Source organism: Pseudomonas sp. NPDC089408, assembly GCF_044749445.1.
Taxonomy (GTDB): domain Bacteria; phylum Pseudomonadota; class Gammaproteobacteria; order Pseudomonadales; family Pseudomonadaceae; genus Aquipseudomonas.
In genome coordinates this window covers 317,608-341,181 of sequence record NZ_JBIVHY010000007.1, presented here as the reverse complement: position 1 = coordinate 341,181, position 23,574 = coordinate 317,608, and the positions used below count along the sequence as shown (strand labels likewise).

The 23,574-nt window shown below is 63.2% G+C and carries 22 protein-coding genes and 2 pseudogenes; 12 read left to right on the top strand and 12 right to left on the bottom strand.

The window, feature by feature from the left end; translation table 11 throughout:
* Positions 1–236 precede the first annotated feature (236 nt).
* The gene (locus ACIP02_RS14865) at positions 237–2,045 is read left to right on the top strand and encodes an ABC transporter ATP-binding protein/permease (RefSeq protein ID WP_400617535.1); all 1,809 of its coding nucleotides are present in this window, start codon (positions 237–239) and stop codon (positions 2,043–2,045) included.
* A 57-nt stretch (positions 2,046–2,102) separates the two neighbouring features.
* Here ACIP02_RS14865 and ACIP02_RS14860 read toward each other — a convergent pair whose 3' ends face one another.
* Positions 2,103–2,843, bottom strand: a complete 741-nt coding sequence (locus tag ACIP02_RS14860; RefSeq protein ID WP_400617534.1) for an SOS response-associated peptidase family protein — start codon at positions 2,841–2,843, stop codon at positions 2,103–2,105.
* A gap of 101 nt (positions 2,844–2,944) precedes the next feature.
* Here ACIP02_RS14860 and ACIP02_RS14855 point away from each other — a divergent pair, with 101 nt between their 5' ends.
* Together ACIP02_RS14855 and umuC are read left to right on the top strand one after the other, a co-directional pair.
* Positions 2,945–3,382 (top strand): LexA family protein, encoded by a 438-nt coding sequence (locus ACIP02_RS14855; RefSeq protein ID WP_400617533.1) that lies wholly within the window; start codon positions 2,945–2,947, stop codon positions 3,380–3,382.
* Positions 3,379–4,650: a translesion error-prone DNA polymerase V subunit UmuC gene (gene umuC / locus ACIP02_RS14850; protein WP_400617532.1), complete on the top strand. Its 1,272-nt coding sequence runs from the start codon at positions 3,379–3,381 to the stop codon at positions 4,648–4,650. Before ACIP02_RS14855 ends, umuC begins: the two co-directional genes overlap by 4 nt.
* Before the next feature lie 77 nt (positions 4,651–4,727).
* On the opposite strand, the gene ACIP02_RS14845 is transcribed toward umuC, so the two are convergent.
* Positions 4,728–5,042, bottom strand: coding sequence for a helix-turn-helix domain-containing protein (locus ACIP02_RS14845; RefSeq protein ID WP_400617531.1), 315 nt, complete (start codon positions 5,040–5,042; stop codon positions 4,728–4,730).
* The gene (locus tag ACIP02_RS14840) at positions 5,029–5,349 is read right to left on the bottom strand and encodes a transcriptional regulator (protein ID WP_400617530.1); all 321 of its coding nucleotides are present in this window, start codon (positions 5,347–5,349) and stop codon (positions 5,029–5,031) included. Before ACIP02_RS14840 ends, ACIP02_RS14845 begins: the two co-directional genes overlap by 14 nt.
* A 404-nt stretch (positions 5,350–5,753) precedes the next feature.
* On the opposite strand from ACIP02_RS14840, the gene ACIP02_RS14835 reads away from it, so the two are divergent.
* From ACIP02_RS14835 to ACIP02_RS14815, 5 genes are all read left to right on the top strand, one after another.
* On the top strand, positions 5,754–7,988 hold the full coding sequence (locus tag ACIP02_RS14835; protein ID WP_400617529.1) for a TonB-dependent siderophore receptor: 2,235 nt from the start codon (positions 5,754–5,756) through the stop codon (positions 7,986–7,988).
* 145 nt (positions 7,989–8,133) lie between these two features.
* Positions 8,134–8,421: an iron transporter gene (locus ACIP02_RS14830; RefSeq protein ID WP_400617528.1), complete on the top strand. Its 288-nt coding sequence runs from the start codon at positions 8,134–8,136 to the stop codon at positions 8,419–8,421.
* On the top strand, positions 8,418–9,938 hold the full coding sequence (locus ACIP02_RS14825; RefSeq protein ID WP_400617527.1) for a PepSY-associated TM helix domain-containing protein: 1,521 nt from the start codon (positions 8,418–8,420) through the stop codon (positions 9,936–9,938). The genes ACIP02_RS14830 and ACIP02_RS14825 overlap by 4 nt, the downstream gene beginning before the upstream one ends.
* Positions 9,935–10,267: a DUF3325 domain-containing protein gene (locus ACIP02_RS14820; protein ID WP_400617526.1), complete on the top strand. Its 333-nt coding sequence runs from the start codon at positions 9,935–9,937 to the stop codon at positions 10,265–10,267. The genes ACIP02_RS14825 and ACIP02_RS14820 overlap by 4 nt, the downstream gene beginning before the upstream one ends.
* Before the next feature lie 269 nt (positions 10,268–10,536).
* Positions 10,537–11,076 carry a histidine phosphatase family protein gene (locus tag ACIP02_RS14815; protein ID WP_400617525.1) on the top strand — a complete coding sequence of 180 codons (540 nt, stop codon included), beginning with the start codon at positions 10,537–10,539 and terminating at the stop codon, positions 11,074–11,076.
* 3 nt (positions 11,077–11,079) lie between these two features.
* On the opposite strand, the gene ACIP02_RS14810 is transcribed toward ACIP02_RS14815, so the two are convergent.
* Positions 11,080–11,865 (bottom strand): sulfite exporter TauE/SafE family protein, encoded by a 786-nt coding sequence (locus tag ACIP02_RS14810; protein WP_400617524.1) that lies wholly within the window; start codon positions 11,863–11,865, stop codon positions 11,080–11,082.
* 187 nt (positions 11,866–12,052) lie between these two features.
* Entirely contained in the window at positions 12,053–12,646 is a 594-nt protein-coding gene (locus tag ACIP02_RS14805) for a helix-turn-helix domain-containing protein (protein WP_400617523.1), read from the bottom strand.
* A 115-nt stretch (positions 12,647–12,761) separates the two neighbouring features.
* Here ACIP02_RS14805 and ACIP02_RS14800 point away from each other — a divergent pair, with 115 nt between their 5' ends.
* From ACIP02_RS14800 to ACIP02_RS14790, 3 genes are all read left to right on the top strand, one after another.
* Positions 12,762–13,898 (top strand): NAD(P)/FAD-dependent oxidoreductase, encoded by a 1,137-nt coding sequence (locus ACIP02_RS14800; protein WP_400617522.1) that lies wholly within the window; start codon positions 12,762–12,764, stop codon positions 13,896–13,898.
* A 12-nt stretch (positions 13,899–13,910) separates the two neighbouring features.
* Positions 13,911–14,288 carry a RidA family protein gene (locus ACIP02_RS14795; protein WP_400617521.1) on the top strand — a complete coding sequence of 126 codons (378 nt, stop codon included), beginning with the start codon at positions 13,911–13,913 and terminating at the stop codon, positions 14,286–14,288.
* Between the two features lie 175 nt (positions 14,289–14,463).
* A complete protein-coding gene (locus ACIP02_RS14790) occupies positions 14,464–15,537 on the top strand; it encodes a hypothetical protein (RefSeq protein ID WP_400617520.1) in 1,074 nt (357 codons plus the stop codon).
* A gap of 71 nt (positions 15,538–15,608) precedes the next feature.
* Here the strand turns inward: ACIP02_RS14790 and mcpA (ACIP02_RS14785) are convergent.
* The 3 genes and pseudogenes from mcpA (ACIP02_RS14785) to ACIP02_RS14775 form a co-directional block, all read right to left on the bottom strand.
* Positions 15,609–16,205 (bottom strand): annotated as a pseudogene (gene mcpA / locus ACIP02_RS14785) (methyl-accepting chemotaxis protein McpA); the annotation flags it as partial.
* A gap of 258 nt (positions 16,206–16,463) precedes the next feature.
* Positions 16,464–17,495, bottom strand: a pseudogene (gene mcpA / locus ACIP02_RS14780) (methyl-accepting chemotaxis protein McpA); the annotation flags it as partial.
* Between the two features lie 117 nt (positions 17,496–17,612).
* The gene (locus ACIP02_RS14775; RefSeq protein WP_400617519.1) at positions 17,613–18,515 is read right to left on the bottom strand and encodes a LysR family transcriptional regulator; all 903 of its coding nucleotides are present in this window, start codon (positions 18,513–18,515) and stop codon (positions 17,613–17,615) included.
* 104 nt (positions 18,516–18,619) lie between these two features.
* Here ACIP02_RS14775 and ACIP02_RS14770 point away from each other — a divergent pair, with 104 nt between their 5' ends.
* On the top strand, positions 18,620–19,048 hold the full coding sequence (locus tag ACIP02_RS14770; protein ID WP_400617518.1) for a PACE efflux transporter: 429 nt from the start codon (positions 18,620–18,622) through the stop codon (positions 19,046–19,048).
* Between the two features lie 105 nt (positions 19,049–19,153).
* Here ACIP02_RS14770 and ACIP02_RS14765 read toward each other — a convergent pair whose 3' ends face one another.
* The 4 genes from ACIP02_RS14765 to ACIP02_RS14750 all read right to left on the bottom strand — a co-directional run bounded on the left by ACIP02_RS14765 (position 19,154) and on the right by ACIP02_RS14750 (position 23,199).
* Complete coding sequence (locus ACIP02_RS14765; protein WP_400617517.1) at positions 19,154–20,215, bottom strand: hypothetical protein; 1,062 nt, start codon at positions 20,213–20,215, stop codon at positions 19,154–19,156.
* 239 nt (positions 20,216–20,454) lie between these two features.
* Positions 20,455–21,123 (bottom strand): GntR family transcriptional regulator, encoded by a 669-nt coding sequence (locus tag ACIP02_RS14760; RefSeq protein ID WP_400617516.1) that lies wholly within the window; start codon positions 21,121–21,123, stop codon positions 20,455–20,457.
* A gap of 16 nt (positions 21,124–21,139) precedes the next feature.
* Positions 21,140–21,844, bottom strand: coding sequence for a FadR/GntR family transcriptional regulator (locus ACIP02_RS14755; RefSeq protein WP_201206585.1), 705 nt, complete (start codon positions 21,842–21,844; stop codon positions 21,140–21,142).
* Positions 21,845–21,888: 44 nt separating this feature from the next.
* On the bottom strand, positions 21,889–23,199 hold the full coding sequence (locus ACIP02_RS14750; RefSeq protein WP_400617515.1) for a C4-dicarboxylate transporter DctA: 1,311 nt from the start codon (positions 23,197–23,199) through the stop codon (positions 21,889–21,891).
* Positions 23,200–23,574: the final 375 nt, after the last annotated feature.

The following is a 23,574-nucleotide window of genomic DNA, read 5'->3' as shown; positions in this document are numbered from 1 at the left end:
AGTGTGGGGTTTCCCCATGTGAGAGTAGGTCATCGTCAAGATTCATTTCGCAAAACCCCTATCTGCGTATGCAGGTAGGGGTTTTGTCTTTGTGGGCCAAAAACAGTCCCCCGGCCTCCCAAAAATCCCTGTGGGACCAGGAGCAATGCTGGCATTCATGAAACGTGTGTCATTTATGCCTGAACAACCGCAGTGCAGTGCTACGCTCGCGGAAATACTCAGCACGGATACCCACCATGGACATGAACTGGCACCAGGCCTTGCAAGAGAGCCTGAGCTGGCTGGCAATCGCCTCGTTCATCACCCTTGTCGGCTTCACCGCCGCCGCCATTCTGGCCGTACGTTGTACCCGCTGGGGCAGCCAGTTCTGGCAGCTTGCCGGGCCTTATTTCAGTTTCAGGCGCAGTTGGCGGCCGTTGCTGGTGTTTGCCCTGCTGCTGGTGCTGACGCTGTTTTCGGTGCGCCTCAACGTGCTGTTCTCGTTCTGGTACAACGGTTTCTACAGCGCCCTGCAGGGCCTTGATCAAGTGGCGTTCTGGTACTTGCTCGGGGTCTTCGCGGTGCTGGCTACCATCCATGTGCTGCGTTCGCTGTTCACCTTCTATGTAAGCCAGGCATTCAGCATCAAGTGGCGGGTGTGGCTGACCGAGCGATTGACCCACGACTGGATGCACGGCGATGCCTACTACCGTGGCCAGTTCCTCGCCGAGCCGGTGGACAACCCCGACCAGCGTATTGAACTGGACGTCAACGCCTTCGTCAGCAACTCGGTTTCCCTGGCCCTGGGCGCGGTCAGTGCGCTGGTGTCACTGGTCGCGTTTACCGGCATTCTCTGGGGGTTGTCGGCACCGTTGGCAGTGGCCGGGGTGGAAATCCCACGGGCGATGGTATTCGCGGTGTACCTGTACGTAATCGTCGCTACCTGGGTCGCTTTCCGTCTTGGGCGTCCGTTGATCCGCTTGAATTTCCTTAACGAGAAACTCACCGCCAACTTCCGTTACGCATTGATGCGGCTGCGCGAAAACGCCGAAAACATCGCCTTCTACCAAGGTGCGCAAGTCGAGCGGGGCACTTTGCTGGGCCGCTTTGCTGCCCTGATCGTGAATGCCTGGGCGTTAGTGTTCCGGAACCTCAAATTCAGTGGCTTCAACCTGGGTATCAGCCAGGTCGCCGTGGTGTTCCCGTTCATTCTGCAGGCACCGCGCTTCTTCAGTGGGGCGATCAAGTTGGGTGACGTCATGCAAACTTCCCAGGCCTTTGGCCAGGTGCAGGATTCGTTGTCGTTCTTTCGCGAGTCGTACGATGCGTTCGCTCAGTACCGAGCTACCCTCGACCGTCTGACCGGTTTCCTCGATGCCAACGAGCAGGCAAGTGCGTTGCCTCGGGTGCTCACAGAGGAGCAGGCGCATGCGCTGCAGATCGCTGGCCTGCAGGTGCTGCGCCCGGATGGGCACGCCCTGATTGCCAACCTCGACTTGAACCTGCACGCCGGTCAGGCGTTGTTGATCAAAGGGCCATCGGGCAGCGGCAAGACCACATTGCTGCGTGCGTTGGCGGGCCTTTGGCCCTATGCCGAAGGTGAAGTCAGGCGGCCAACCGGCCATCAGGCACTGTTTCTGTCGCAACGCCCCTACCTGCCACTGGGTGATTTGCGTACGGTCATTGCCTACCCGGCAGCCAGCAAGCCGGAGGATGAGTTGCAAATGCAGCAGGCGTTACGCCAGGTCAACCTTGGCCACCTGGCCGAGCGCCTGGATGTCAGTTGCGATTGGTCACATATCCTCTCTGTGGGTGAACAGCAGCGTCTGGCGTTCGCTCGGGTGCTGTTCAACCGGCCGCAGGTGGTGTTCCTCGACGAGTCCACCTCGGCGATGGATGAGGGCCTCGAACATGCCCTGTACTCGCTGCTGCGCACGCAAATGCCGGGGGCGCTGCTAGTCAGTGTCGGGCACCGCAGCACGCTGGCGGGGTTCCATACCCATCGTCTGGAAGTAGATGGGCATGGCGGTTGGTCGTTGCTGGAGCAGCAGCCCGTGCTGGCCTAGCTCGGCTTGACGGCCCTATCGCCGGCAAGCCCCACAGGGGTAGCGCATGCCTCAAGATCAGCGCGGTCGGGGTGGGCGCTGGCTTGCCGGCGATTGGGTCTCAGGGCTGGTATCGAGCATCGCAATCAACTCCGCCCCTTCATTGCGCACATTGCCGACATCCTTGGCCACGGGAAACCACTCGAACGCCTCCACCGGCAGGCAGCGCTCCCGGGCCAGGCGTTCGGCCTGTTCGGCGCCCAGGTCCGGGTCGATCCACGCCCGCGCATCTGCCGGCCCCAGCACCAGGGGCCGGCGGTCGTGGATATCGACCATCCCTTCGTCACTGGCAGCCGTAATGATTACGAAGCCGTCGCCTTCATGGGGGCCCAGCCCTGTGCGCACTTCGGCCAGTGCCGCCATGAACATCGGCGCCTGGCTTTTCAGGCGAATAAAATAGGGCTGCTTGCGCTTGGGATCTTGCGGGTCAGGCACCCACTCGTACCAGCCATCGGCCATGACCAGCGCCCGCCCTTGCGGCCACAGTGCCTTGAAGAACTTGCCGGTGGTCACCGTCTCGACCCGAGCGTTGATCGGTGCCGGGCGTTTGCCGGTGGCCCAGAACGGCGCCCAGCCCCAATGGCAGGGGTCGATGCGCAAGCCATTGTCGGCGTTGTGCAGGATCAGCACGCGGCTGCCAGGGGCGACGTTGTAGCGGCTGATCGGCACGTTGTCGTAGCCGCTGATCACGTCCTGTTCGGCGTCCAGTTCACGCAGGTAGTCGGCCAGGCCCTGATACTGGGCAAAGCGTCCGCACATGGCATGTCCCCCACTTGTCGAAATTTCTTACGGCGAAATTGACCGGATACCCGGCACAGCGTTTACTGTATATGCATACAGTTTATTTTCAAGGCCGTGTCATGACTTCCATCCTGGGTCCCATCACTTGCGGCAGCGCAGCTGTACCGCGCTACCTGTTCCGAGTTCCGGCAGGCTTTCCGTCACCTGCAGCGGACCATATGGAGCAGCCCATTTCGCTGGATGAGCTGTTCAACCTGCGCGCACCGCACATGTACCTGGTGAGGATAGACGGCGACAGCATGCAGGGTGCCGGCATCTTCGACGGCGACCTGGTGCTGGTCGACCGCTCGATCGAGGCGCGCCATGGCCATATCGTGATTGCTGCGGTCAACGGCGAGCCGCTGTGCAAGCGCCTGCAGCATAGCGCCGGGCAAGTCATGCTGCGCTCGGAAAACCCGCGCTATGCGCCCCGTTACATCATGGAGGGTGAAGACCTGACGATCTGGGGCGTGGTCACGTTCAGCGTGCGCAGCCATGACCCGGCAGGCGCCACATGAAACCTTCGCCAGTGTTCGCCCTGATCGATTGCAACAGTTTCTACGCCAGCTGCGAACGGGTATTCCGTCCCGATCTGTCGCGTACGCCCATCGTCGTGCTCAGCAACAATGACGGCTGCATCGTCGCCCGCAGTGCCGAAGCCAAGGCGCTGGTGAAGATGGGGCAGCCCTACTACCAGGTAAAGGACCTGCTGCAGCGCCACGGCGTGGTGGCGTTTTCCTCCAACTATGCGCTGTACGGCGACATGAGCCAGCGGGTGATGACGGTGATCGAAGGCATGGTCCCGGCGCTGGAGGTGTATTCCATCGACGAGGCCTTTGCCGACCTCACGGGCATGCCCGGCGACCTCGAGTACCTTGGCCGTTGTATCCGCGAGCGGGTGTTCAAGCACACCGGCATCCCGGTTGGCGTCGGTATCGCCGGCACCAAGACCTTGGCCAAGCTGGCCAACCATGCAGCCAAGCGTTGGGCCAGGCAGAGTGGCTGGGTGGTCGATCTGCGCGACCCGGTGAAGTATGAGTGGGTATTGAAAAAGTGCGATGTGTCCGAAGTCTGGGGCATCGGCAAACGCCTTACCGCGCACCTGCAGGCTATGGCCATTCGCACCGCCTGGGACCTGTCCCGTGCGGACCCCGGTCTGCTGCGCAAGACGTTCAGCGTGCTGGTGGAGAAGACCGCCCGCGAACTGGCTGGCACACCCTGCCTGCAGCTGGAGGACGTCGCCCCGCCACGGCAGGAAATCTGCTGCAGCCGCATGTTCGGCCAGCGCCTGACCGCGCTTGCGCCGCTCAAGGAAGCGGTCGCCACCTACGTGATGCGCGCCTCGGAAAAGCTGCGCCAGCAGCGCTCGCTGGCCCGGCGCATGCGCGTGAGCATTCGTACCGGCATGTTCAACCCGGACGAGCCACGTTATGCCAATGGTGTGCTGGTGCAGTTGCCCTATCCCACCGATGACCTGCGCCTGCTCACGCGCATGGCCCTGGAGGCGTTGGAGCGGGTCTACCGGCAAGGCTTTCGCTACAGCAAGGCGGAGGTGCTGCTGCTGGACCTGTGCCAGCGCGGCGAGTACACCGGCGATTTGTTCAGCGCTCGGCAAACGCAGAGTGCGGAACGGGTCATGGCGGTGATCGATGGCGTCAACGCGCGCTGGGGGCGGGGCACATTACGCAGCGCGGCAGTGCCGGCGGCAGCGGAGTGGGCGATGCGTCGGGAGTTGATGAGCGAGGGCTTCACCACCCAAGTCGCGGGGTTGTGGCGGGTCGGCTGAGTATTGCTACGCACGCCGACATTGCCGGGGCCAATCGCAGCAGTTTGTTGCCACGGCCCGCCAGCCTGCGGGTGGAGTTAACGGCCTTGGAGTACCTCGCGAAACACGTCCGGGCGGGATGCAGCGATGTGCAGGAGCGACCGAGCGGCCCCCGACGGTGCGCGCCGGCCTTGCTCCCACTCTTGAAGTGTACGTACTGAAACACCCAACAGCTCTGCAAACCTGAGCTGGGAAAGCCCGGTTCTGCTACGCGCCTCGGCTGCTTCGGTCACCTCTACCTGTCGCACCGCACCATGGCGGCCAGCTTTGACGTCACGTATGGATTCCAGCAACTCTTCACCGATGTTCCGGCTGGCATCACGCTGCATCAGTTCTTTCTCAGTCAGGGGCATGGTTCAGCTCCTTCGCAATCTTGCGCAGCATGTGCGCGGGTATGGTTTCAGTGGCGCTCTTGCAGTAGATAAGCAGTACAACCAGAGCGCCATTGGCGAGTTGGGCGGTATAGATCACACGGACTGCACCCCGCTTACCCTTGCCATCCAGGCTCCAGCGCACCTTGCGGCATCCGCCTGAACCGGGGATTACCGAACCGGTATCAGGGTCATTCGCAAGGAAGGACATGAATGCGCCATGCTCTTCTTCAGTCCAGTAATCAGGCCATTGCCTTGAAAAAAGCGGTGCCTCAATAATCGTCAGCATACTGCATCCCTACGTCTTTGACGTATATATTTTGCTGCGCTCGCCTGGAATCAAAAAGTATGAGGTTGTATCGAACGGTTGCTGCTTGCTCTATTCGTGCTGAAACCTTGAGGTCGTACAGCCCCCCCGGCAATCTCCAAGACTCAACCGCAACGCCAACGCCGCGAGTGAACCCGCTCCCACACTGATCGCGGTCAAGTACTGGAATTGGCGCTATCTCGCGTTTCAGCAAAGTTCCGTTACAAACATGTAAACTTCGTAAATACGATTTACTCTCATTTACGAACCCCTATATTTACCACCCCTGTTGGCCGCCAAACTGTGTTTGCGGGGCCGGTGGGCGAGGGCTCCCGGTTTCCGACAGGGATGTGCCTTTTCGCTCATGAATCGCAGGAGATGTACCCATGCAGTGCAGAACTTCACCCAACAGCCTGGCCCTGGCGTTCGTCGCGCTGGCGTCGCCGGCCATGATGGCCACCGCGGCGCAAGCCGAGGAGCAGCGTGCGGGTGAGGTGCTGGAAGTGCCGGTGGCCGACAACGCGCTGGTGATCCAGGACACCCTGATCACCGCCGAGCGCGAGGCGCGCCAGGCACTGGGTTCGTCGATCATCACTGCCGACGACATCAAGCGCCACCCGCCTGCCAACGACCTGTCCGACATCATCCGCCGCGAGCCCGGGGTCAACCTGACCGGCAACAGCGCCAGTGGCGCCCGTGGCAACAACCGCCAGATCGACTTGCGCGGCATGGGCCCGGAAAACACCCTGATCCTCATCGACGGCAAGCCGTCCAGCGCGCGTAACGCCGTGCGCTACGGCTGGAACGGCGACCGCGATACCCGCGGTGAAACCAACTGGGTACCGGCCGAGGCGGTCGAACGTATCGAGATTTTGCGTGGCCCGGCGGCGGCACGCTACGGCTCCGGCGCCATGGGCGGGGTGGTCAACATCATTACCAAGCGCCCGACCGATGCGCTCAAAGGCAGCGTCAGCCTGTACACCCAGCTGCCCGAAGACAGCGCCGAAGGCGCCAGCCGCCGGGCCAACTTCAACCTCGGTGGCGGCCTTACCGACAACCTCGGTTTCCGCCTATATGGCGGCCTGGCCAAGACCGATGCCGACGACCTCGACATCAACGCCGGGCATGCCACCAGTGCCCTGGTAGCGGGTCGCGAAGGCGTGCGCAACAAGGACATCAACGGCCTGCTGAGCTGGAAGCTGAGCGACGAGCATCGTCTTGACGCCAGTGCCGGCTACAGCCGCCAGGGCAACATCTTTGCCGGCGACACCATGAACAGCAACGGCGGCGGTGACGTCGACTTCGTTTCCAGCCTGTACGGCCATGAAACCAACGTGATGCAGCGCAGCACCTACGACCTGACCCACCTGGGGGATTTTACCTGGGGTACCAGCAAGACCACGCTGGCCTACGAGTACGTGCGCAACTGGCGCCTCAACGAGGGCCTGGCCGGGCGTACCGAAGGTGCGCCAAGCGACGAGGGTGGCGCCATGTCGCGCCTGCGCAACACGCGCCTGAGCAGCGAAGTGAACCTGCCGTTCGCCATGGGCAGCACCGAGCATGTGCTGACCCTCGGGGGTGAATACCTGTACGAAGCACTCAATGACCAAGGTTCGCTGCGCCCGCAAAGCTCCGACCCCACCAGCAATGGCGGGCTGGTCGGCTTCGATCGCAGCAGCTCGAAGATGACCGCGCGCAGCTATGCGTTGTTCGTCGAGGACAACATCATTGTCGGCGATACCACCATTACCCCGGGCCTGCGTTTCGACCATCACGAAACCTTCGGCGACAACTTCAGCCCCAGCCTCAACCTGTCCCACAAGCTGACTGAAGCGCTGTCGGTAAAAGGCGGCATTGCGCGTGCCTACAAGGTGCCGAACCTGTACCAGTCCAACCCCAATTACCTGCTGTACAGCCGTGGCAACGGCTGCAGCGTGCAGCAGACCAACAACGGTGGCTGCTACCTGCAGGGCAACGCCGACCTCAAGCCCGAGATCAGTGTCAACAAGGAAATCGGCCTGCTCTACGACCGCGGCAGCTGGCGCACCAGTGCCACCTACTTCCGCAATGACTACAAGAACAAGATCATCGGAGATACCGATGTGCTGTACACCATCGGCACCGGTAGCCGCGTGACCCAGTGGGACAACGCCGGCAAGGCGCGGGTGGAAGGTATCGAAGGCAACTTCTTCGTCGAGCTGAGCCCGACACTGGACTGGAACACCAACCTGACCTGGATGCTCGACAACGACAACCGCGAGACCGGCGAGCCGCTGTCGGTGATTCCGCAATACACCGTCAACACCACCCTTGACTGGCGCGCCACCGAGCAGCTGTCGTTCCAGGTAGCAGGCACTTATTTCGGCAAGCAGAAATCGCCGACCTACAACTATCGCACCGAGCAGGACTACGATAAGACCGCACAGGAAGATGTCGAGGCCTACGGCCTGGTCGATGTGAGTGCCGGGTACAAGTTCAACGCCAACTACGACGTGCGGGTAGGGGTGAACAACGTGTTCGACAAGCAGATCCTGCGGGGCGGCAATGCCAGCACCTCGGGGGCCAATACCTATAACCAGCCGGGCAGGGCGGTGTTTGCTGCGCTGAATATCAATTTCTGACAGCGCGGGGCCGCTTTGCGGCCCGATCGCGACACAAGGCCGCTCCTACAGGCGATTCGCGTCTCCCTGTAGGAGCGGCCTTGTGTCGCGATCGGGCTGCAAAGCAGCCCCAGAAGCCTTCCCTGTAGATGCCAAGGAGCCCCTGATGGTCAAAGCCCCCGTCTGGCTGCAGATTCTCTCCCGCAGCGCCGCCGCCCTGCTCGGCGGCTATGCCCTCAGCTACGCCGCCAGCGCCTGCCTGGCCCGCGTGCTGCCGCTGCCCGCCGGCGATGCGGTCATCGTCGCGACCTTGCCGGCCTTCATCGTTTACACCGCCGCCATACTCTGGGCCTTCGCCAGCCGTGATGCCCTGCGCGCCTGGGCGCCGCTGGTGCTGGCCGCACCCTTGAGCCTGATCGGCTTCTGGCCGCAAGCGCTGGAGTGGTTGGCATGAAGAACACCTTCACCCAATCGATGGCCTGGCTGCACACCTGGGCCGGGCTGATTTTCGGCTGGCTGCTGTTTGCCATCTTCGTCACGGGCACCTTGGCGGTGTTCGACAAGGAACTCAATCACTGGATGCAACCGGAAATCCCGGCCACTCAGGTGACCCAGGCCGATGCTGCCCAGCGCGCCATCGCCTACCTGCAGGCCCACGAGCCGCAGGCCGGTAACTGGGGCATCAGCTTGCCGAACGAGCGTTCGCCCGGGCTGCGGGTGTCCACTGGCGAACGGCGCCACGGTGGGGGGGTGCAACTCGATCCTCGCACCGGTGAGGCGATCGAGGTGCGTGACAGTGTCGGCGGCAACTTCTTCTTCCGCTTCCACTTTACCCTCGACCTGCCACGCAACTGGGGCATTTTCGTGGTCGGCGCACTGGCACTGGTAATGCTGGCGGCGCTGGTGACCGGCATTGTCATCCACAAGAAGATCTTCAAGGAGTTCTTCACCTTCCGGCCGAACAAAGGCCAGCGCTCGTGGCTGGATTTCCATAACGCCAGCGCGGTGCTGTTGCTGCCGTTCCACCTGATGATCACCTACACCGGCCTGGTGATCTTCATGCTCATCTACATCCCGGCCGGCATTGATGCCCTGTTCGCCGGCGACACCCGCGCCTACTTCCAGGCTCAGGGCAATGCCCGTCTCGAACAACCCCGTGGCCTGGCCAGGCAACCCGCCGCGCTGGTCGATGTGGCACCGTTGCTGGCCCAGGCCGAGGCACGGCTGGGGCCGATTGGCGGCTTGAACATCCGTAACCCCAACACCGTCGCGGCGCGTATCGAAGTCCGCCCCGAGCTAGGCAACCGTATTGCGCTAGCCAAAGGCCAGGCTATGGTCTTCGATGGCGTCAGCGGGCAACTGCTCAGCGACGTGCCAGCGTGGCGTGCGGTGCCGCTGACCCAGCGGGTCATGGTCGGCCTGCACTTTGCCCAGTTCGGCGGTTACCCGATGCGCTGGCTGTACTTCATCTGCGGGCTGGTCAGTTGCCTGATGATCGCCAGCGGCCTGGTGCTGTTCTGCGTCAAGCGCGGGCGCAAGTACGCCACTGCCAGCGCCGAGGCGTCGGCGCGGCGTTGGTACCGGGTAGCCGAGGTGTGCAACGTCGGCTTCATCAGCGGTTTGCTGCTGGCGTGCGTGGGGCTGCTGTGGGCCAGCCGCCTGCTGCCGGTGGAGTTGCTGCAGCGGGAAAGCTGGGAGGTGCGCGCATTCTTCGGCGTATGGCTGCTGGCGCTGCTGCATGCCGGTATCCGGCCGGCGCGCCGGGCCTGGGTCGAGCAACTGTTGTTGGCGGCATTGCTGTGCATTGGCCTGGGTGCGTTTGGCGGCCTGGAAGACACGATGCGCCTGGGGGTTGCCGCTTGTGCGCTGGTGCTGGGGGTATTGCTTGGGCTGGCGGCCTGGCAGGTTCGGCAAGCGCAGCCGGCGCAGCAGAAGGCCAGGGCAGGGCGGCAGAGAGAGGCCGAGGCATGATGATGTGGATTACAGGCGGCGTGTTGTTTGCCTACGCCGGCATGCTCGGGCTGTGCCAAGGGCTGGAGCGGCATTACAAGCAGGTATGGAACCGGGCCTGCCCACGTGCATTGCGGGTCGGCTTGCGCGGTGCCGGGTGGCTGGCGTTGCTGGCCAGCCTGGTGCTGTGTGCCAAGGCCTGGGGCTGGGCCATGGGGCCAGTGGCCTGGCTGGGTGTGCTGTCGCTGGCCGGGATGCTGCTGGTGATGCTGCTGCCTTACTGGCCAAGGCTGGCGGTGGGGCTGGTGGTGGCGCTGCCTGTGTGGGGAGTGATAAAGCAGGTTGTCTGAGATAGCGCGCAAGCTTCGGCAATCTACAATCCTGTGGAGCGGGCTTGCCCTAATGCCAGTCAGTTAAGCAGTAAGGGCTTGCAGGTGCTTGCCTTGAGATGTTGAGGGCCTGTGAGATCGAGCGCCGCCCGCGCGGCGCTCGATCGTATAGGCAATGCTAAAAGCGCGGCGAACAATCGCCGTAATAGCGGTCAGCAACCGACATTGTTGCAGCCAAAACCACCATGGCATGCTAAACCTTGCGCCCCAGTCCACCACGAGAAGCCTTGGTGAAAGCCATCCGCCTGACCTTGATCTGCCACGCTCTGACCCAGGCCCAGAAGACCGGGCACCTGCACCGCGTAGACGATGGCATCCTGCCGCTGGCGCAACCACCTGCTGTCAACCTGCCAGGCATGCAGCTGCTGACGGCGCCAGAGCGCCGGGCCTGCGAGACTGCGGCGTGGTTGTCGGATGCAGTGGCGGTCGAGCCGGCATTGGCCGATTGCGACCTGGGGCGTTGGCAGGGTATGGCATTGAAGCAGCTGCAAGCCGAGCAACCCCAGGTGTTGGCCGACTGGCTGCAGGATCCTGCCAGTGCAGTGCATGGGGGGGAGTCGTTCGCCGCGCTGTGCAAGCGCATGGCCACCTGGCTGGCGGCCTTCGACAGGCCGGGGGAGTGGCTGGCAGTGACCCATCCGCTGGTCATGCGCGCCGTGCTGGTGCAGGTGCTGGGCTGCCCGATGAGTGCCGGGCAGCGTATCGATGTGTTGCCACTGTCACGCCTGGAACTGAGCTTTACCGGGCAGTGGCGCCTGCGCCTGGGCTGAGGGTCAGAACGCCAGTTTATAGCCGATCAGCAGCAGCATGGCGGCCAGGCACGGGCGCAGCACCCGGTCAGAGATTCGCCCGGTGAGGTGGCTACCCAGGTAGATGCCCGGCAGCGAACCCAGCAACAGGTAGCCCAGCAATGACCAGTCCATGTTGCCCATGCCGGCATGGCCCAGGCCCGCTACCAGGGTAAGCGGTACGGCGTGGGCAATTTCGGTACCGACCAGGCGGCGGGTGACCAGGAACGGGTAAAGCAGGAACAGCGCCACGGTACCCAACGCACCAGCACCGATGGAGGTAAGCGTGACCATTACGCCCAGTACCACACCGGTCAGCACGGTCAGGGTATTCAGGCTGCGGTCGCTGAGGTGGTAGTGGTCACCGGCATGGCGATTGGCAAAAGCCTGCAAGCGCGATTTGAACAGGATGGCCAGCGCGGTCAGGATCAGCACCACCGCCAGGCCTTGCTTGATGATGCCGTTCAGGGCAGACGTGTCGGTATGCAGCGTGCTGAGGAACCACAGCGTCAGCGCTGCGGCAGGCACGCTACCCAGGCTGAGCAGGCCGGTGATTTTCCAGTCGATGTTCTTGTTGCGCGCATGCACCCAGACGCCACTGGCTTTGGTGATGGCAGCATAGAGCAAGTCAGTACCGACAGCGGTAGCGGGGCTGATGCCAAACCACAGCAGGATCGGGGTCATCAGCGAGCCGCCACCGACGCCGGTCATGCCGACGATGAAACCCACGATCAGGCCAGCAATGGTGAAACCGAAAGAACCTACATCCATACGCTACTCGACTGCCCAACTTCGCCCGTTATCGGATGCAGCCAGCATATAGATTTTTTTATAGCCAAATAGACTTGTTCGTTATTAGGTTATAACCGTAGAGGGAGTGGAGCAGCTTCACTCTGTGGGAGCGGGTTCACCTGGGAACACGGGCGTAGCCTGTGCCATCCAGCGCGAATCTGCGATTTCAACGATCAGTCATCACCACCATCACATGCGCATCGCCGCCATCGTCGCTTTCCGACAGGTAGATGTGCCCCACCTGGCTGTCGAAATAGGCCGTCTCCTGCGGCCCGATACTCACGGCCTCACCGGTCTCGAACTCGATACGCACACGCCCACGCAGCACCAGGGCGAACTCTTGCCCAGGGTGGCGGATAAAATCGTCGAACTGGCCGCGTTCGCGGGCAATGATGCGAGCATAGGCCGGGGTCATGCGCCGTTCCGGAAAGTCGCCGGCAATCGGGTGATAATCATAGGTGCCGGTCGAATAGCCCGCCGCCTCCGGCAACGAGTCGACCACCACCGTCACCGGTACCGGCGCGCTGACCATACCGCTGGCGCGAAACAGCTGGGCGATATCGACATTCAACGCGCGCGCGGCGGCCGCGAGTTTTTCGTAACTGACCGACACCTGCGCCAGTTCCATCTTCGACAGAGTGGACAGCGGCACGCCACTGGCTTCGGACAATTGCTTGAGGGTCATCTGGCGCGCCTTGCGCACTTGGCGCAGGCGCTGGCCGACTACGGCGCGGTCAAGCAGGGGTAGGGCAGCGGGCATTCAGCGGTCTCGGCATGCGGCGTTGGTCGGGCATCTTACCTTGGGCCCTTGCGTATTCCTAAATTCTCATATATTAGAATTCTCATAAATGATAATTAGCTTGGCAGGAGCGTGCATGACCTCGATCTACGACACCCTCATCATCGGCGCCGGCATTGCCGGTGCTTCGCTGGGCTATCGCCTGGCCGGTCGGCAGCGGGTGCTGTTGCTCGAACGCGAGTCGCAGCCTGGCTACCATTCCACCGGGCGTTCGGCGGCGATGTTCATGGAGGCGTACGGGACCCCGCAGATCCAGGCGCTGACACGCGCCAGCCGGGCCTTCTACGAAACGCCGCCACAGGGCTTCTGCGAACACCCGTTGCTGGAGCCGCGCGGCTGCCTGTATGTGGCCAGCGTCGAGCAACGCGAACTGCTTGAGCAGACCCACACGCAGAACCTGGCCAACGGCACCGAGGTCAGCCTGCTCGAGCGCGACGCCGCCCTGGCCCTGGTGCCGAGCCTGCGGGGTGAAACCCTGGCTGGCGCCGTGCTGGAGCCGGGTGCAATGGACCTCGATGTGCACGCCCTGCACCAAGGCTTTCTGCGCGGTTATCGCGCTGCTGGCGGTGAACTGCGCTGCAACGCCGAACTGATCCAGGCGCGTTACCTGGGCGACCATTGGCAGGTTGAGCTGGGCGGTGGCAACCGTGTGCAGGCGCGCCAGTTGGTCAACGCTGCGGGTGCCTGGGCCGACCGTGTGGCCGAACAATGCGGTGTGGCCGCCATTGGCCTGCAACCTTGTCGGCGCAGTGCCTTCACCTTCCCCGGCCCGGCAGACCAGGACTTCGCCCGCTGGCCGGCGGTGATCGGCGTTGATGAAAGCTTCTACTTCAAGCCCGATGCCGGCCAGTTGCTGGGTTCGCCAGCCAATGCCGACCCGGTCGAGCCACAGGATGCCGCGCCCGAGGAGTTCGACGTGGCCCTGGGTATCTACAACATCGAAGCCATGACCACCCTGGACATTCGCCGCCCCAGTCACACCTGGGCCGGGCTGCGCTCGTTCGTCGCCGATGGCGACCTGGTGATCGGTTTCGATGTGCAAGCGCCCGCGTTCTTCTGGCTGGCGGCGCAGGGCGGTTATGGCATCCAGTCGGCAGCGGGCGCCTCGCGCCTGGCCGCCGACCTGCTGCTTGGCCAACCCCTGTGCCCAAGCCTTGTCAGCCAGGGGGTGGCGCCCGAGCGCCTGTCCCCGGCCCGTTTCCAGCAACCCTGAAAGGAATACCCCATGAGCACTGATATCCAGCGTTTCCCCAGCAGCCTGCCGTTCCCGTTTTCCCGCGCGGTGAAGGCAGGCGGTTTTCTGTTTCTCTCCGGTCAGGTGCCAATGAGTGCCAGTGGTGAAGTGGTGCGCGGTGACATCCAGGCCCAGACTCGCGCCGCCTGCGAGCGCATCGGCGAAAGCCTGGCTGCTTGCGACGCGCGCTTCGACCAGGTGGTCAAGGTCACGGTATGGCTGTCGGACATGAGCCATTTCGCCGGTTTCAACGAGGTCTACAAGGAATTCTTCGGTGCCGCGTTGCCGGTGCGCTCTACCGTGGCCTCGGCGCTGGCGCTGGGGGTTGATGTGGAGATCGAAGTGCAAGCGTTCGTCGGCGACGCCTGACTGGGCCGGGGGATGCGCATGCTTGCCGGTCCCTGTGTGCGGCTTTAGCCGCGAACACCGGCGCAGCCGGTGCCATGCACCGCGTTGCCCATTTCGCGGGTGAACCCGCTCCCACAGGGCCGGCGTTGCATCAGAAGGGCCATTAACAAATACAACAATAAATCCAGAGGTTCACATGCAAGAGCAACTGAAGATTGCCGGCGCATTTGTCGGCGTGATCGTGGGGGCGGGGTTCGCTTCAGGGCGGGAACTGTTGTTGTTCTTTGTCGATTTCGGCCTGTGGGGGCTGGTGGGCGCGTTGGTCAGCGCCGCCTTGTTCACCTTCCTCGGCATGGCGCTGGCAGGGTTGGGCAACCGCCAGCAGGCTACTTCGCACAAGGATGTGATCCAGGCCATCTGTGGCCGCCACCTGGGCCTGTTCGTCGACTGGCTGATCACCTTTTTCATGTTCGCTGTCACCGTGGTCATGCTGGCCGGCGGTGGTGCGCTGCTTGAGCAGCAGTTCGGCATCCCGGCGCTGACCGGCAGCGTGCTGGTGACACTGGTGGTGGTCGGTATCGTGTGCATGGACGTGCGCAAGGTGATCCTGGCAATTGGCGCCATCACGCCGTTGCTGATCCTGGTGGCCTCGGCAATTGCGCTGTATGCCGTGTTCAGCCGTGAACAGAGTTTTGCTGCGCTCGACCAGTTGGCCAGCCAGCAACAGGCCGGCACCCACCACTGGTTACTGGGCGCGTTCCTGTATGTGTCGTACAACATTGTGGCGGGTGCGCCGATCCTGGCCATTCTGGGCGGTTCGGCCAAGGGCGAGAAAAGCGCAATGTGGGGTGGCCTGCTCGGCGGAGCGGCGTTGGGTGGCCTGATGCTGGTGATGAGCGCCGGGCTGCTGTCGCGTCTGGACAGCGTGGCCGACTTGCCGATGCCGATGTTGTCGATTGCCAACGAAGTGTCGCCGCTGCTGGGGCTGGTGATGTGCCTGATCATCTTCGGCATGATCGTCAACACCGCTGTGGGCACGCTGTTTTCGTTCCTGTCGCGGCTGTTGCCGGCAGGCACGGCGAAGTTCCGCTGGGGCTCGGTGGTGACCGGGGTGGTGGCATTCGGCTGCAGCCTGGTGGGGTTCATCAGCCTGGTGGGCGAGGTATACCCGCTGTTCGGCTACCTGGGCTTTGTGCTGATGGCGGCGGTGTTGCTGGCCTGGGTGCGGCGGGGCAGGTCCGCCAAAGCGGTAACCACTGCTGGCGTATGATCTGATGCTGACGCGTGGCCCTGTAGGAGCGCCCCGGCAAGGCCGCACCTACAGGGGGTGTGCATTTGTGGTCAGATCCTGAAGCTGCCCACCAACTGCTTCAAACGCCCGGCCTGCTGGGCCAGTTGGTCGCAATGGCGCAGGGTTTCATTGAGGTTCTCCACCCCTTGCTGGTTCAGCGCGTTGATCTGGGTGATGTCCAGGTTGAGGCTTTCGACCACGGCGGTCTGTTCTTCGGTAGCCGTGGCCACCGACTGGTTCATGCCATCGATCTCACCGATGCGCTGGGTCACGCTGGCCAGGCGCTCGCCAGCCTGGTTGGCCACCTGCACGGTCTGCTCGCTGGACACCTGGCTGGTGTTCATGGTGTGTACCGCTTCGCGCGAGCCTACCTGCAGGCTGGTGATCATGCGGTGGATTTCTTCTGCCGATTCCTGGGTACGGTGTGCCAGGTTGCGCACCTCGTCAGCCACCACGGCAAAGCCACGGCCAGCCTCACCGGCACGCGCGGCCTCGATCGCGGCGTTCAGTGCCAGCAGGTTGGTCTGCTGCGAGATGCCCTTGATCACGTCGAGGATCTTGCCGATTTCATCGGTGCTGGCGTTGAGCGTTTCAATCTGCGCACACGACTCGCTGATGCGCTGCGACAGGGCGGTCATGGCGCTGATCGCTTCTTCCACCACTTCACGGCCGCCGTGCGCCTGTTCGCTGGCGCCGCTGGCATGTTGCGAGGCATCAGCGGCATTGCGGGCAATTTCCTGGGTGGCGGCACCCAGTTCGTTGATGGCGGCTGCCACGCTATTGGTGCGCATGCTCTGTTCTTCGGAGCCGCTGATCGACGCATTGGAGGCGTTGACCACCTTCTCCGACAGGTCATGCACCAGGCGGGTGGCCGACGATACTTCGCTGATCGAGGCATGGATACGCTCGACAAAGCGGTTGAACGAGGTGGCCAGTTCGCCAAATTCGTCCTGGTTGTGCACGGTCAGGCGGCGGGTAAGGTCACCTTCGCCCTCGGCGATGTCGCGCATGGCGCGGCCCATGGTGGTCAGCGGGCTCATCAGCACCGGGATCAGCAGGCCAAGCAGGCCGGCAATGGCGGCTACGGCGATCAGCATGGCGATGATCGCCGAGGTACGGAACTGGCTGAGTGCGGCGTAGGCTTTATCCTTGTCGATCGACAGGCCGATGTACCATTGTGCCGAAGGCAGGCCGGCGACCGGGGCGAACGAGATGATCCGGTCCTGGCCGTTGAGGGTGACATCCTGCATGCCGGCGGCTACCCGCAGGTTGCTGCCCGGGTAGATGTCCTTCAGGTTCTTCATCACCTGGTCTTTGTTGGGGCTGACGATCACCTGGCCGTTGGCGTCGGCGAGGAAGGCGTGGCCGATGCCGCCGAAGTCGACCGAGTTGATGATCTCGACCAGGGTGTCGAGGGTCACGTCACCGCCGACCACACCGATCAGCTCACCATTGGCCTTGCTTTTAACCGGCGTGGCGATGGTCACCATCAAGCCACCGACGGCGCCCTGGTACGGGGCGGTCAGCACCGTTTGCCCGGCACTGGCGGCGGCGCCGTACCAAGGGCGTTGGCGGGGATCATAACCGGCGGGCATCTGCGTATCCGGGCGCTGGGTAAACACGCCGTTTGCCTGGCCCAGGTAGGTGAACAGGAAATTGCGCGTGTAGGACGGCTGCTCGATCAGCCCGGCCAGCGTATCGCCGGCGCCTTGCTGGCCGATGTCCTGGGCCAGGTTCTCCAGTACCAGGATGCGCCCGCTCATCCAGTTCTGCACGCTGCTGGCGGTCAGTGCACCTGACTGCTGCACCGAGGCTTCGATGTTCTGGCGGATGGTGTTGCGTTGCAGGTAGTCGTTGTAGAGCGTGAACAGGGCAAATGCCAGGACCACGACGCCGCAGGCGCTGAGCAGGATCTTGTGGCGAAATTTCAGGTTCATGTTTCGAGACCTTGAGCCAAGGAGGGGAGGGCGCAGCGCGCTTATGACGTTCTGCTGGGCCTGTCGATCGAGATATCGGCTCAAGGTGTAAAAGATTGAAGCGCTTACAGAAATTTCTTACAGATGTTTCGACGAGCGGCTGTCAGGTACTGCCAGTTGCTCGATCAGCAGCCTTGCAGCCTGCTGCAGCGGCTGTTGTTTGAGCCACAGGATGTGCACCGGCAACTGCAGTTCGTTGCGCGTATTGCGAAAATCAAGGCGTACCAGGCGCCCGTCGGCCAGCAGCGGCGCCACCCGTGACAACGGCAGGTCACCCCAGCCCAGGCCCGTTTCGACCATTTGCAGGGCGAGGTCGAAACTGTCGGTGGACCAGTGCGTGGCGCCAATCAGCGAACGCGGGTCGGCCAGCGGCAGATCGCGGCTGCGTACCAGAATCTGACGCACCCGGGTCAGGTCTTCCAGGTAGTGGATGCGCCCCCCGCGCAACGCCGGGTGGGTTGGCGACAGGGTGGCCACCAGCGATTCCATGCCGATGTGCTGAAAGCCGCGGCGGGCATCCACCTGCAGTCCGGCGAACGCTACGCAGAGGTCGGCACGGCCGCTGTCCAGCAAGTGCAAGGCTTCTTCCTGAGGGGCACTGAGCAGGGCGATGTCGAGTAACGGGTGGCGTTCACCCAGGCTGGCGATGGCAGCCAGCAGTGGGCGGTGATCGATGTCGGGCACCACGACCAGGGTCAGGCTGCTCTCCAGCCCCTGGGACAGCTCCAGGGCATGCACCTGCAGCAGCCCCAGTTGCTCGCCAATCAGCCTGGCATGCGGCTCCAGGGCCAGGGCCTGCGCAGTTGGGCGAACCTCGCGCGGGCCGCGTTCAAACAGGCAGTAGCCCAGTTCTGCTTCAAGGTTGCCGATGGCCATGCTCACGGCCGAAGGAACGCGCTTGAGCGCGCGTGCGGCGGCAGAGAACGAACCGCAGTCGAGCACGGCGAGAAACAGCTGAATGTTGTCGCTGGAAAAATTCATGGCAGCCTCCTGTCAGTAGATCTGACAGCTGCTGACTTTTGCTGTCAAGCGTCGTGAAGCATGATTGCGCCCTGTCGTTATTTTTCATCAGAGGTAACCCCGGGGTGCAGGGATTGAAACGCAAACTGGTCTACGTGACCTTCTATGAACTGATCGGGCTGTGCATGTCGACACTCGGGCTGGCCTACCTGTCGGACACCCAGGCGTCACATACCGGACCGCTGGCCGTGATGATCACGACCATCGCGATGCTCTGGAACCTGATCTACAACAGCCTGTTCGAATACTGGGAGAGCCGCCAGGCCAAGCGCGGGCGCAGCGTGGCGCGGCGGGTGGCGCATGCCATCGGCTTTCAGCTGACGCTGGTGGTGTACTTGATCCCGCTGATTGCCTGGTGGCTGGACATGACCTTGATGGAGGCGTTGCTGGTGGACATGGCGTTCATCGTGCTGGTGCCTTGCTACACCTTTGCCTACAACTGGGCGTTCGACCGGGTGTTCGGGTTGCCCAGTTCGGCGATGGCTACAGCCTGATGTTGCCTGTGCTGGCCTCTTCGCGGGTGAACCCGCTCCTACAACAAGACACGCGGTCCCTTGTAGGAGCGGGTTTACCCGCGAAGAGGCCAGCACAGGCAACCCCTAAGGCGGCAGGCGTATGATCAACGGTTCCTGCTGCTGCCTCACCTGCGGCTCCACCGGCTGTTCGGCAGGCCGCGGCGCACTGGCCAGCAAACTGTCCTCCACCTGCCCCGACAGGTAGTACACCCCCGCCATGGCCCCACTCTGGCGGTTCTCCATCAGCTCCTGCCATTCCTGGTTCAACGCCACGTTGAGGATCACCCGCAGTTGCTCGACCATCTGCGGCTGTTCGCGGTCATGGGTCATCATCCCGTAACCGGCAGCGGCAATCGAAATCATCGCCCCCGCCACCTTGCCCACTGCCGACGCCACGGCACTGGCAATGCCGCGTGGGGCCAGAGTGGCCCCCAGCTTTTCGCTGGCCTGGGTGGCTACCGAGTTCAACCCGACATCGGTCCTGCCAGGGCCTTTGCTGGCTTGCTGGTGCAAGTGCTGGCGCATGGCTTGCCAGGCCGGCTGCTGGTCCAGTGACTTGGCCCGCAGCAACGTATACAAGCTGGCATTGCGTGCATCCGGCGGCCCCAGGTGGATGGCGGGAATGCGGGTAAGCCGTTGGCTGAATTGCTCGGGCGGCGCGTTGTAGCGGCTGATAATGGCCGGCAGTTGCTGGCCGAGCAGTTGCAGGTACAGTTCGCAGGCGCGATCGCGGATGCCTTCGGGGTTTATCTGCTCGGCCACCGGCTCGATAACCCGGGCGTGGTACTGTTCCTGCAGGTAAAGGGCCAGGCGCTTTTCCGCCGGCTCCCGGCCTTCGCCGCTGTCGAGCTTGTACCAGGCCACCTTGAGGGTCAGCCATTGCTGGGTCCAGTAACCGGTGAACCAGGGGATGAAGTCGCTTTCGGTGCGTTGCTGTACCTGCTCCTTCCACACCCGCATCGAGCGCCGGGCATAGTCGTTGGCCGAGCCGGCGGCACCGGCCGAGGCATCGATCAGTTCCTGGTCGATGCGTTGCCAGGCGGCCGGGGTAAGTACGGCGGGTGGCGGCGGGGCAGGCGGGCGCTTGCCGGTGCAACCGCCAAGCGCCAGCAGAAGGCACAGCAATAGAAGGGTTCGAGAACTCACGCGACCGCCTCCCTGGTAGAGGCTGGGGTGGTGTTCCGAGTATAGGGCGGGGCGCGAGGTGCTGCCGTGCAGCCTATCGCCCCGGCAACGCGGTCCCCTGTAGGAGCGGCCTTGCCGGTGCGCCGGACCGGTCGGATGGGGCGCGAAGCGGCCCCGGCAAAATCTGCTGCGAAGCTGAAATTCTGGGGCCGCTTTGCGGCCCATCGCGACGCAAGGCCGCTCTTACAGGGACCGCGCAATTATTGGAGGTCGAGCTTTTCTTCCAGGCGGTCAAGGTGCTTGTGCATCAGCCCCAGTGCCGCCTCGGCATCGCCTTGTTCCACGGCATCGATGATCGCAGCATGCTCTTCCCACGCGCAGTGGTCGCAGCACGGCGACTCGTAGCGGGCAATGATCAGCGAGGTCATCGGCACCAGCCCGTTGAGGAATCGCGCCAAGGGCGCATTGGCCGCCACCTGCGCCAGTTTCAGGTGAAACTCGCCGCCCAGGCGGATCGCCGCGCAACGTTCGCCACTTTCATGGTGCTGGCGCTCGCGCTCCACCAGTTGCCGCAACTGCCGTACCTGTGCCGGGCGGGCGCGCTGCGCGGCCAGGGTAATCAGCGTGGTTTCGGCCAAGCGCCGGGCGCTGAGCACCTGGCGTGCCTGGTCCGGGTCGGGCGCCGCAAGGTGCGCGGTGTGGCTGGGGCGTTGCACCACCACCTGCTGGTCGGACAAGCGCCCGAGCACGCGGCGGATCACCGTGCGGCTGACGCCAAAGGCATGGCCCAGCGCCTGCTCGGGCAACAGGCTGCCGGGTGGCAGGCGCTGTTCAAGAATGGCGTCAAACAGCCGCGGGTAGATCTGCTCGGCCGACAGGCGGGTTTCGCCGGCCGCGAGCAGGGCTGGCAAGTGGGGGGCGGCGTTCATGGTCGCTCTCCTCGGGTCATGGGTGCGGATGGTCGTCCGGGATGTTCAGCGATATGCCCATGCGCGAGCCTTCGGCGAGGATGTGCTGGCGCATCTGGGCACTGGCCTGAGCACTGTTGCGCTCACGTATGGCGCGTACCACCGCTTCGTTTTCCTTCAATCGCGCGGCCAGGTGTTCGGGCGAATTGCGCAGCATGTCAGCGCTTTGCTTCAGGGCATTACCGGTCTGCTGCACCACGCTCTGGAAGATCGGGTTGGTGGTCAGGGCGAACAGTGCCTCATGGAAGGCGATGTAAGCCTTGGCCCCAGCTTCACTGTCATCGGCCTCCAGCGCTTCGCGCATGTCCATCAACGTCAGCCGCAATTGGCCGACATCCTGGCTGTTGGCCGATTGCGCCACCAGGCCGACAATGAACGGTTCCAGGGTGTAGCGCAGTTCCAGTACATCGGCCAGGCTGGCCGCGGCACTGGTGTCCTGCCCCGGTTCCTGGGCGGTGGCATCGGCCTCCAGCACCAGTACGCCCTTGCCCGGCAGCGCACGTACCAGGCCCAGGGTTTCCAGCACGGTTACCGCTTCGCGCAGGCTGGGGCGGCTGATGCCCAGTTGTTCGGCCAGCTCGCGCTGGCCTGGCAGCATGTCACCGCTGCGCCACTGGCCGCGGGCCAAGGCCTGGCGGAGTTTCTCCACCACTGAGTTGACGACGGTCGATGAGCTGATCACGTTTCGCTCCTGGAAGGGCCGGCATCAGTGCCGGCCACGTTCGCTCAAAATTCCTGTTGATGGGCGCTGGGCTGCTTGCGTGGCACGGGAGCAAAGCCAGGTTTGCCAGCGAGTACGTTGTGCGCACGCTCCAGGTCGATGTCCTTCTCCCAGCGGGCGATGGCCACGGTCGCCACACAGTTGCCAATCAGGTTGGTCAATGCCCGGCCGATGCCCATGAACCAGTCCACCGCCAATACCAGCACCAGGCCGACCACCGGAATCGCCGGTACGGCGGTCAGGGTGGCGGCAAGGATCACCAGCGCCGAGCCTGGGATGCCGTGAGCCCCCTTGGAAGTCACCAGCGACACCAGCAGGATGGTCAGCAGGTCGGTCATTTCCAGTGGTGTGCCGGTGGCGTTGGCGATGAACACGATGGCCAGGGTCAGGTAGATGGAGAAACCATCGAGGTTGAACGAATAGCCGGTGGGGATGACCAGACCGACCGTGGAGCTACCAATGCCCAGGTGCTCCAGCTTGCGCATGATCTGTGGCAGCACGGCGTCGGAAGAGGCGGTGCCAAGGACGATGGTCAGTTCTTCACGCAGGTACTTGATCAGCGGCAGCAGCTTCAGGCCCGACAGGCGCATGACCGTGCCCAGCACGATCAGCACGAAGCCGGCGCACGTCAGGTAGAACAGTGCCACCAGGCCGCCCAGGTGCTGCAGCGATTCCAGGCCGTACTTGCTGGTGGTGAAGGCGATGGCGCCGAACACGCCGATTGGCGCCAGGCGCACGATCATGCCCATGATGCGGAAGATCACGTGGCTCAGTTCGTTGATCAGCCGCGAAATGCCGGCTGCCGAATCCCCCACCAGGTTCAGCGCACTGCCGAACAGCACCGAGAACAGCAGCACCTGGAGGATGTTGTTGTCGGCAAAGGCTCCGACCACCGAGGTGGGGATCAGGTCCATGAAGAATGCCGTGGCACCGTGAATGTGCTGGCCGCGCTCGGCCAGGCCGTTGGCATCGGCGCTGGACAGCTGGTCCAGGTGGATATTGGCGCCGCTGCCAATGCCGCTGCCGAAGGCGAACACCAGGCCGATCACCAGGGCGATGGTGGTCAGCACTTCAAAGTAAATCACCGATTTCAGGCCGATGCGCCCGACCTTTTTCAGGTCGCCCGCACCCGAGATACCGCTGACCACCACGCAGAACACGATCAGGCCGATGAGCATCTTGATCAGCTTGATGAAGCCGTCGCCGAGGGGTTTGAGTTGCAGGGAGAGGTCGGGGAAGCTGAGGCCGCAGGCGATGCCGAGGGCAAGGCCGAGCACGACTTGCAGGAATATCGAACGCGAGCACCATTTGAGCATGGGAGGAGTCTCAGATCGGTGTCCTTGCTTCGGTAGCCGCACGGGGCGAAAGAGCGCAGGACTTAATTATTGTGGTCTTACCGGTTTGTTCAGCGCGAAGCCATAAAAGCGCGAAAAATCCGATATTGCAAGGGTTTTTGGCCTTACCGGTCTGACCAGTTGTGGGGCAATCCGGAGCGCCGGGCTCTAGTTCGGTGCGTGCCGTTGGATCGGCCGCTTTATGGCCGTTTTGCGGGTAAACCCGCTCCTACAGGGGGCGCGTACGCGAGTCGGGGCACGTGCAGTCCGGGACCGCGAAGGGTGTTGCAAGCAACCTGCCAACCAGGTCGCGATGCGGGTATTCCCGATAACGACATGATTCATAAGGTTTATTTG

Coding starts and splice junctions, on each gene's coding strand:
- ACIP02_RS14865 (WP_400617535.1), top strand. CDS start 237: ATGGACATGAACTGGCACCAGGCCTTGCAAGAGAGCCTGAGCTGGCTG.
- ACIP02_RS14860 (WP_400617534.1), bottom strand. CDS start 2,843: ATGTGCGGACGCTTTGCCCAGTATCAGGGCCTGGCCGACTACCTGCGT.
- ACIP02_RS14855 (WP_400617533.1), top strand. CDS start 2,945: ATGACTTCCATCCTGGGTCCCATCACTTGCGGCAGCGCAGCTGTACCG.
- umuC (WP_400617532.1), top strand. CDS start 3,379: ATGAAACCTTCGCCAGTGTTCGCCCTGATCGATTGCAACAGTTTCTAC.
- ACIP02_RS14845 (WP_400617531.1), bottom strand. CDS start 5,042: ATGCCCCTGACTGAGAAAGAACTGATGCAGCGTGATGCCAGCCGGAAC.
- ACIP02_RS14840 (WP_400617530.1), bottom strand. CDS start 5,349: ATGCTGACGATTATTGAGGCACCGCTTTTTTCAAGGCAATGGCCTGAT.
- ACIP02_RS14835 (WP_400617529.1), top strand. CDS start 5,754: ATGCAGTGCAGAACTTCACCCAACAGCCTGGCCCTGGCGTTCGTCGCG.
- ACIP02_RS14830 (WP_400617528.1), top strand. CDS start 8,134: ATGGTCAAAGCCCCCGTCTGGCTGCAGATTCTCTCCCGCAGCGCCGCC.
- ACIP02_RS14825 (WP_400617527.1), top strand. CDS start 8,418: ATGAAGAACACCTTCACCCAATCGATGGCCTGGCTGCACACCTGGGCC.
- ACIP02_RS14820 (WP_400617526.1), top strand. CDS start 9,935: ATGATGATGTGGATTACAGGCGGCGTGTTGTTTGCCTACGCCGGCATG.
- ACIP02_RS14810 (WP_400617524.1), bottom strand. CDS start 11,865: ATGGATGTAGGTTCTTTCGGTTTCACCATTGCTGGCCTGATCGTGGGT.
- ACIP02_RS14805 (WP_400617523.1), bottom strand. CDS start 12,646: ATGCCCGCTGCCCTACCCCTGCTTGACCGCGCCGTAGTCGGCCAGCGC.
- ACIP02_RS14800 (WP_400617522.1), top strand. CDS start 12,762: ATGACCTCGATCTACGACACCCTCATCATCGGCGCCGGCATTGCCGGT.
- ACIP02_RS14795 (WP_400617521.1), top strand. CDS start 13,911: ATGAGCACTGATATCCAGCGTTTCCCCAGCAGCCTGCCGTTCCCGTTT.
- ACIP02_RS14790 (WP_400617520.1), top strand. CDS start 14,464: ATGCAAGAGCAACTGAAGATTGCCGGCGCATTTGTCGGCGTGATCGTG.
- ACIP02_RS14775 (WP_400617519.1), bottom strand. CDS start 18,515: ATGAATTTTTCCAGCGACAACATTCAGCTGTTTCTCGCCGTGCTCGAC.
- ACIP02_RS14760 (WP_400617516.1), bottom strand. CDS start 21,123: ATGAACGCCGCCCCCCACTTGCCAGCCCTGCTCGCGGCCGGCGAAACC.
- ACIP02_RS14750 (WP_400617515.1), bottom strand. CDS start 23,199: ATGCTCAAATGGTGCTCGCGTTCGATATTCCTGCAAGTCGTGCTCGGC.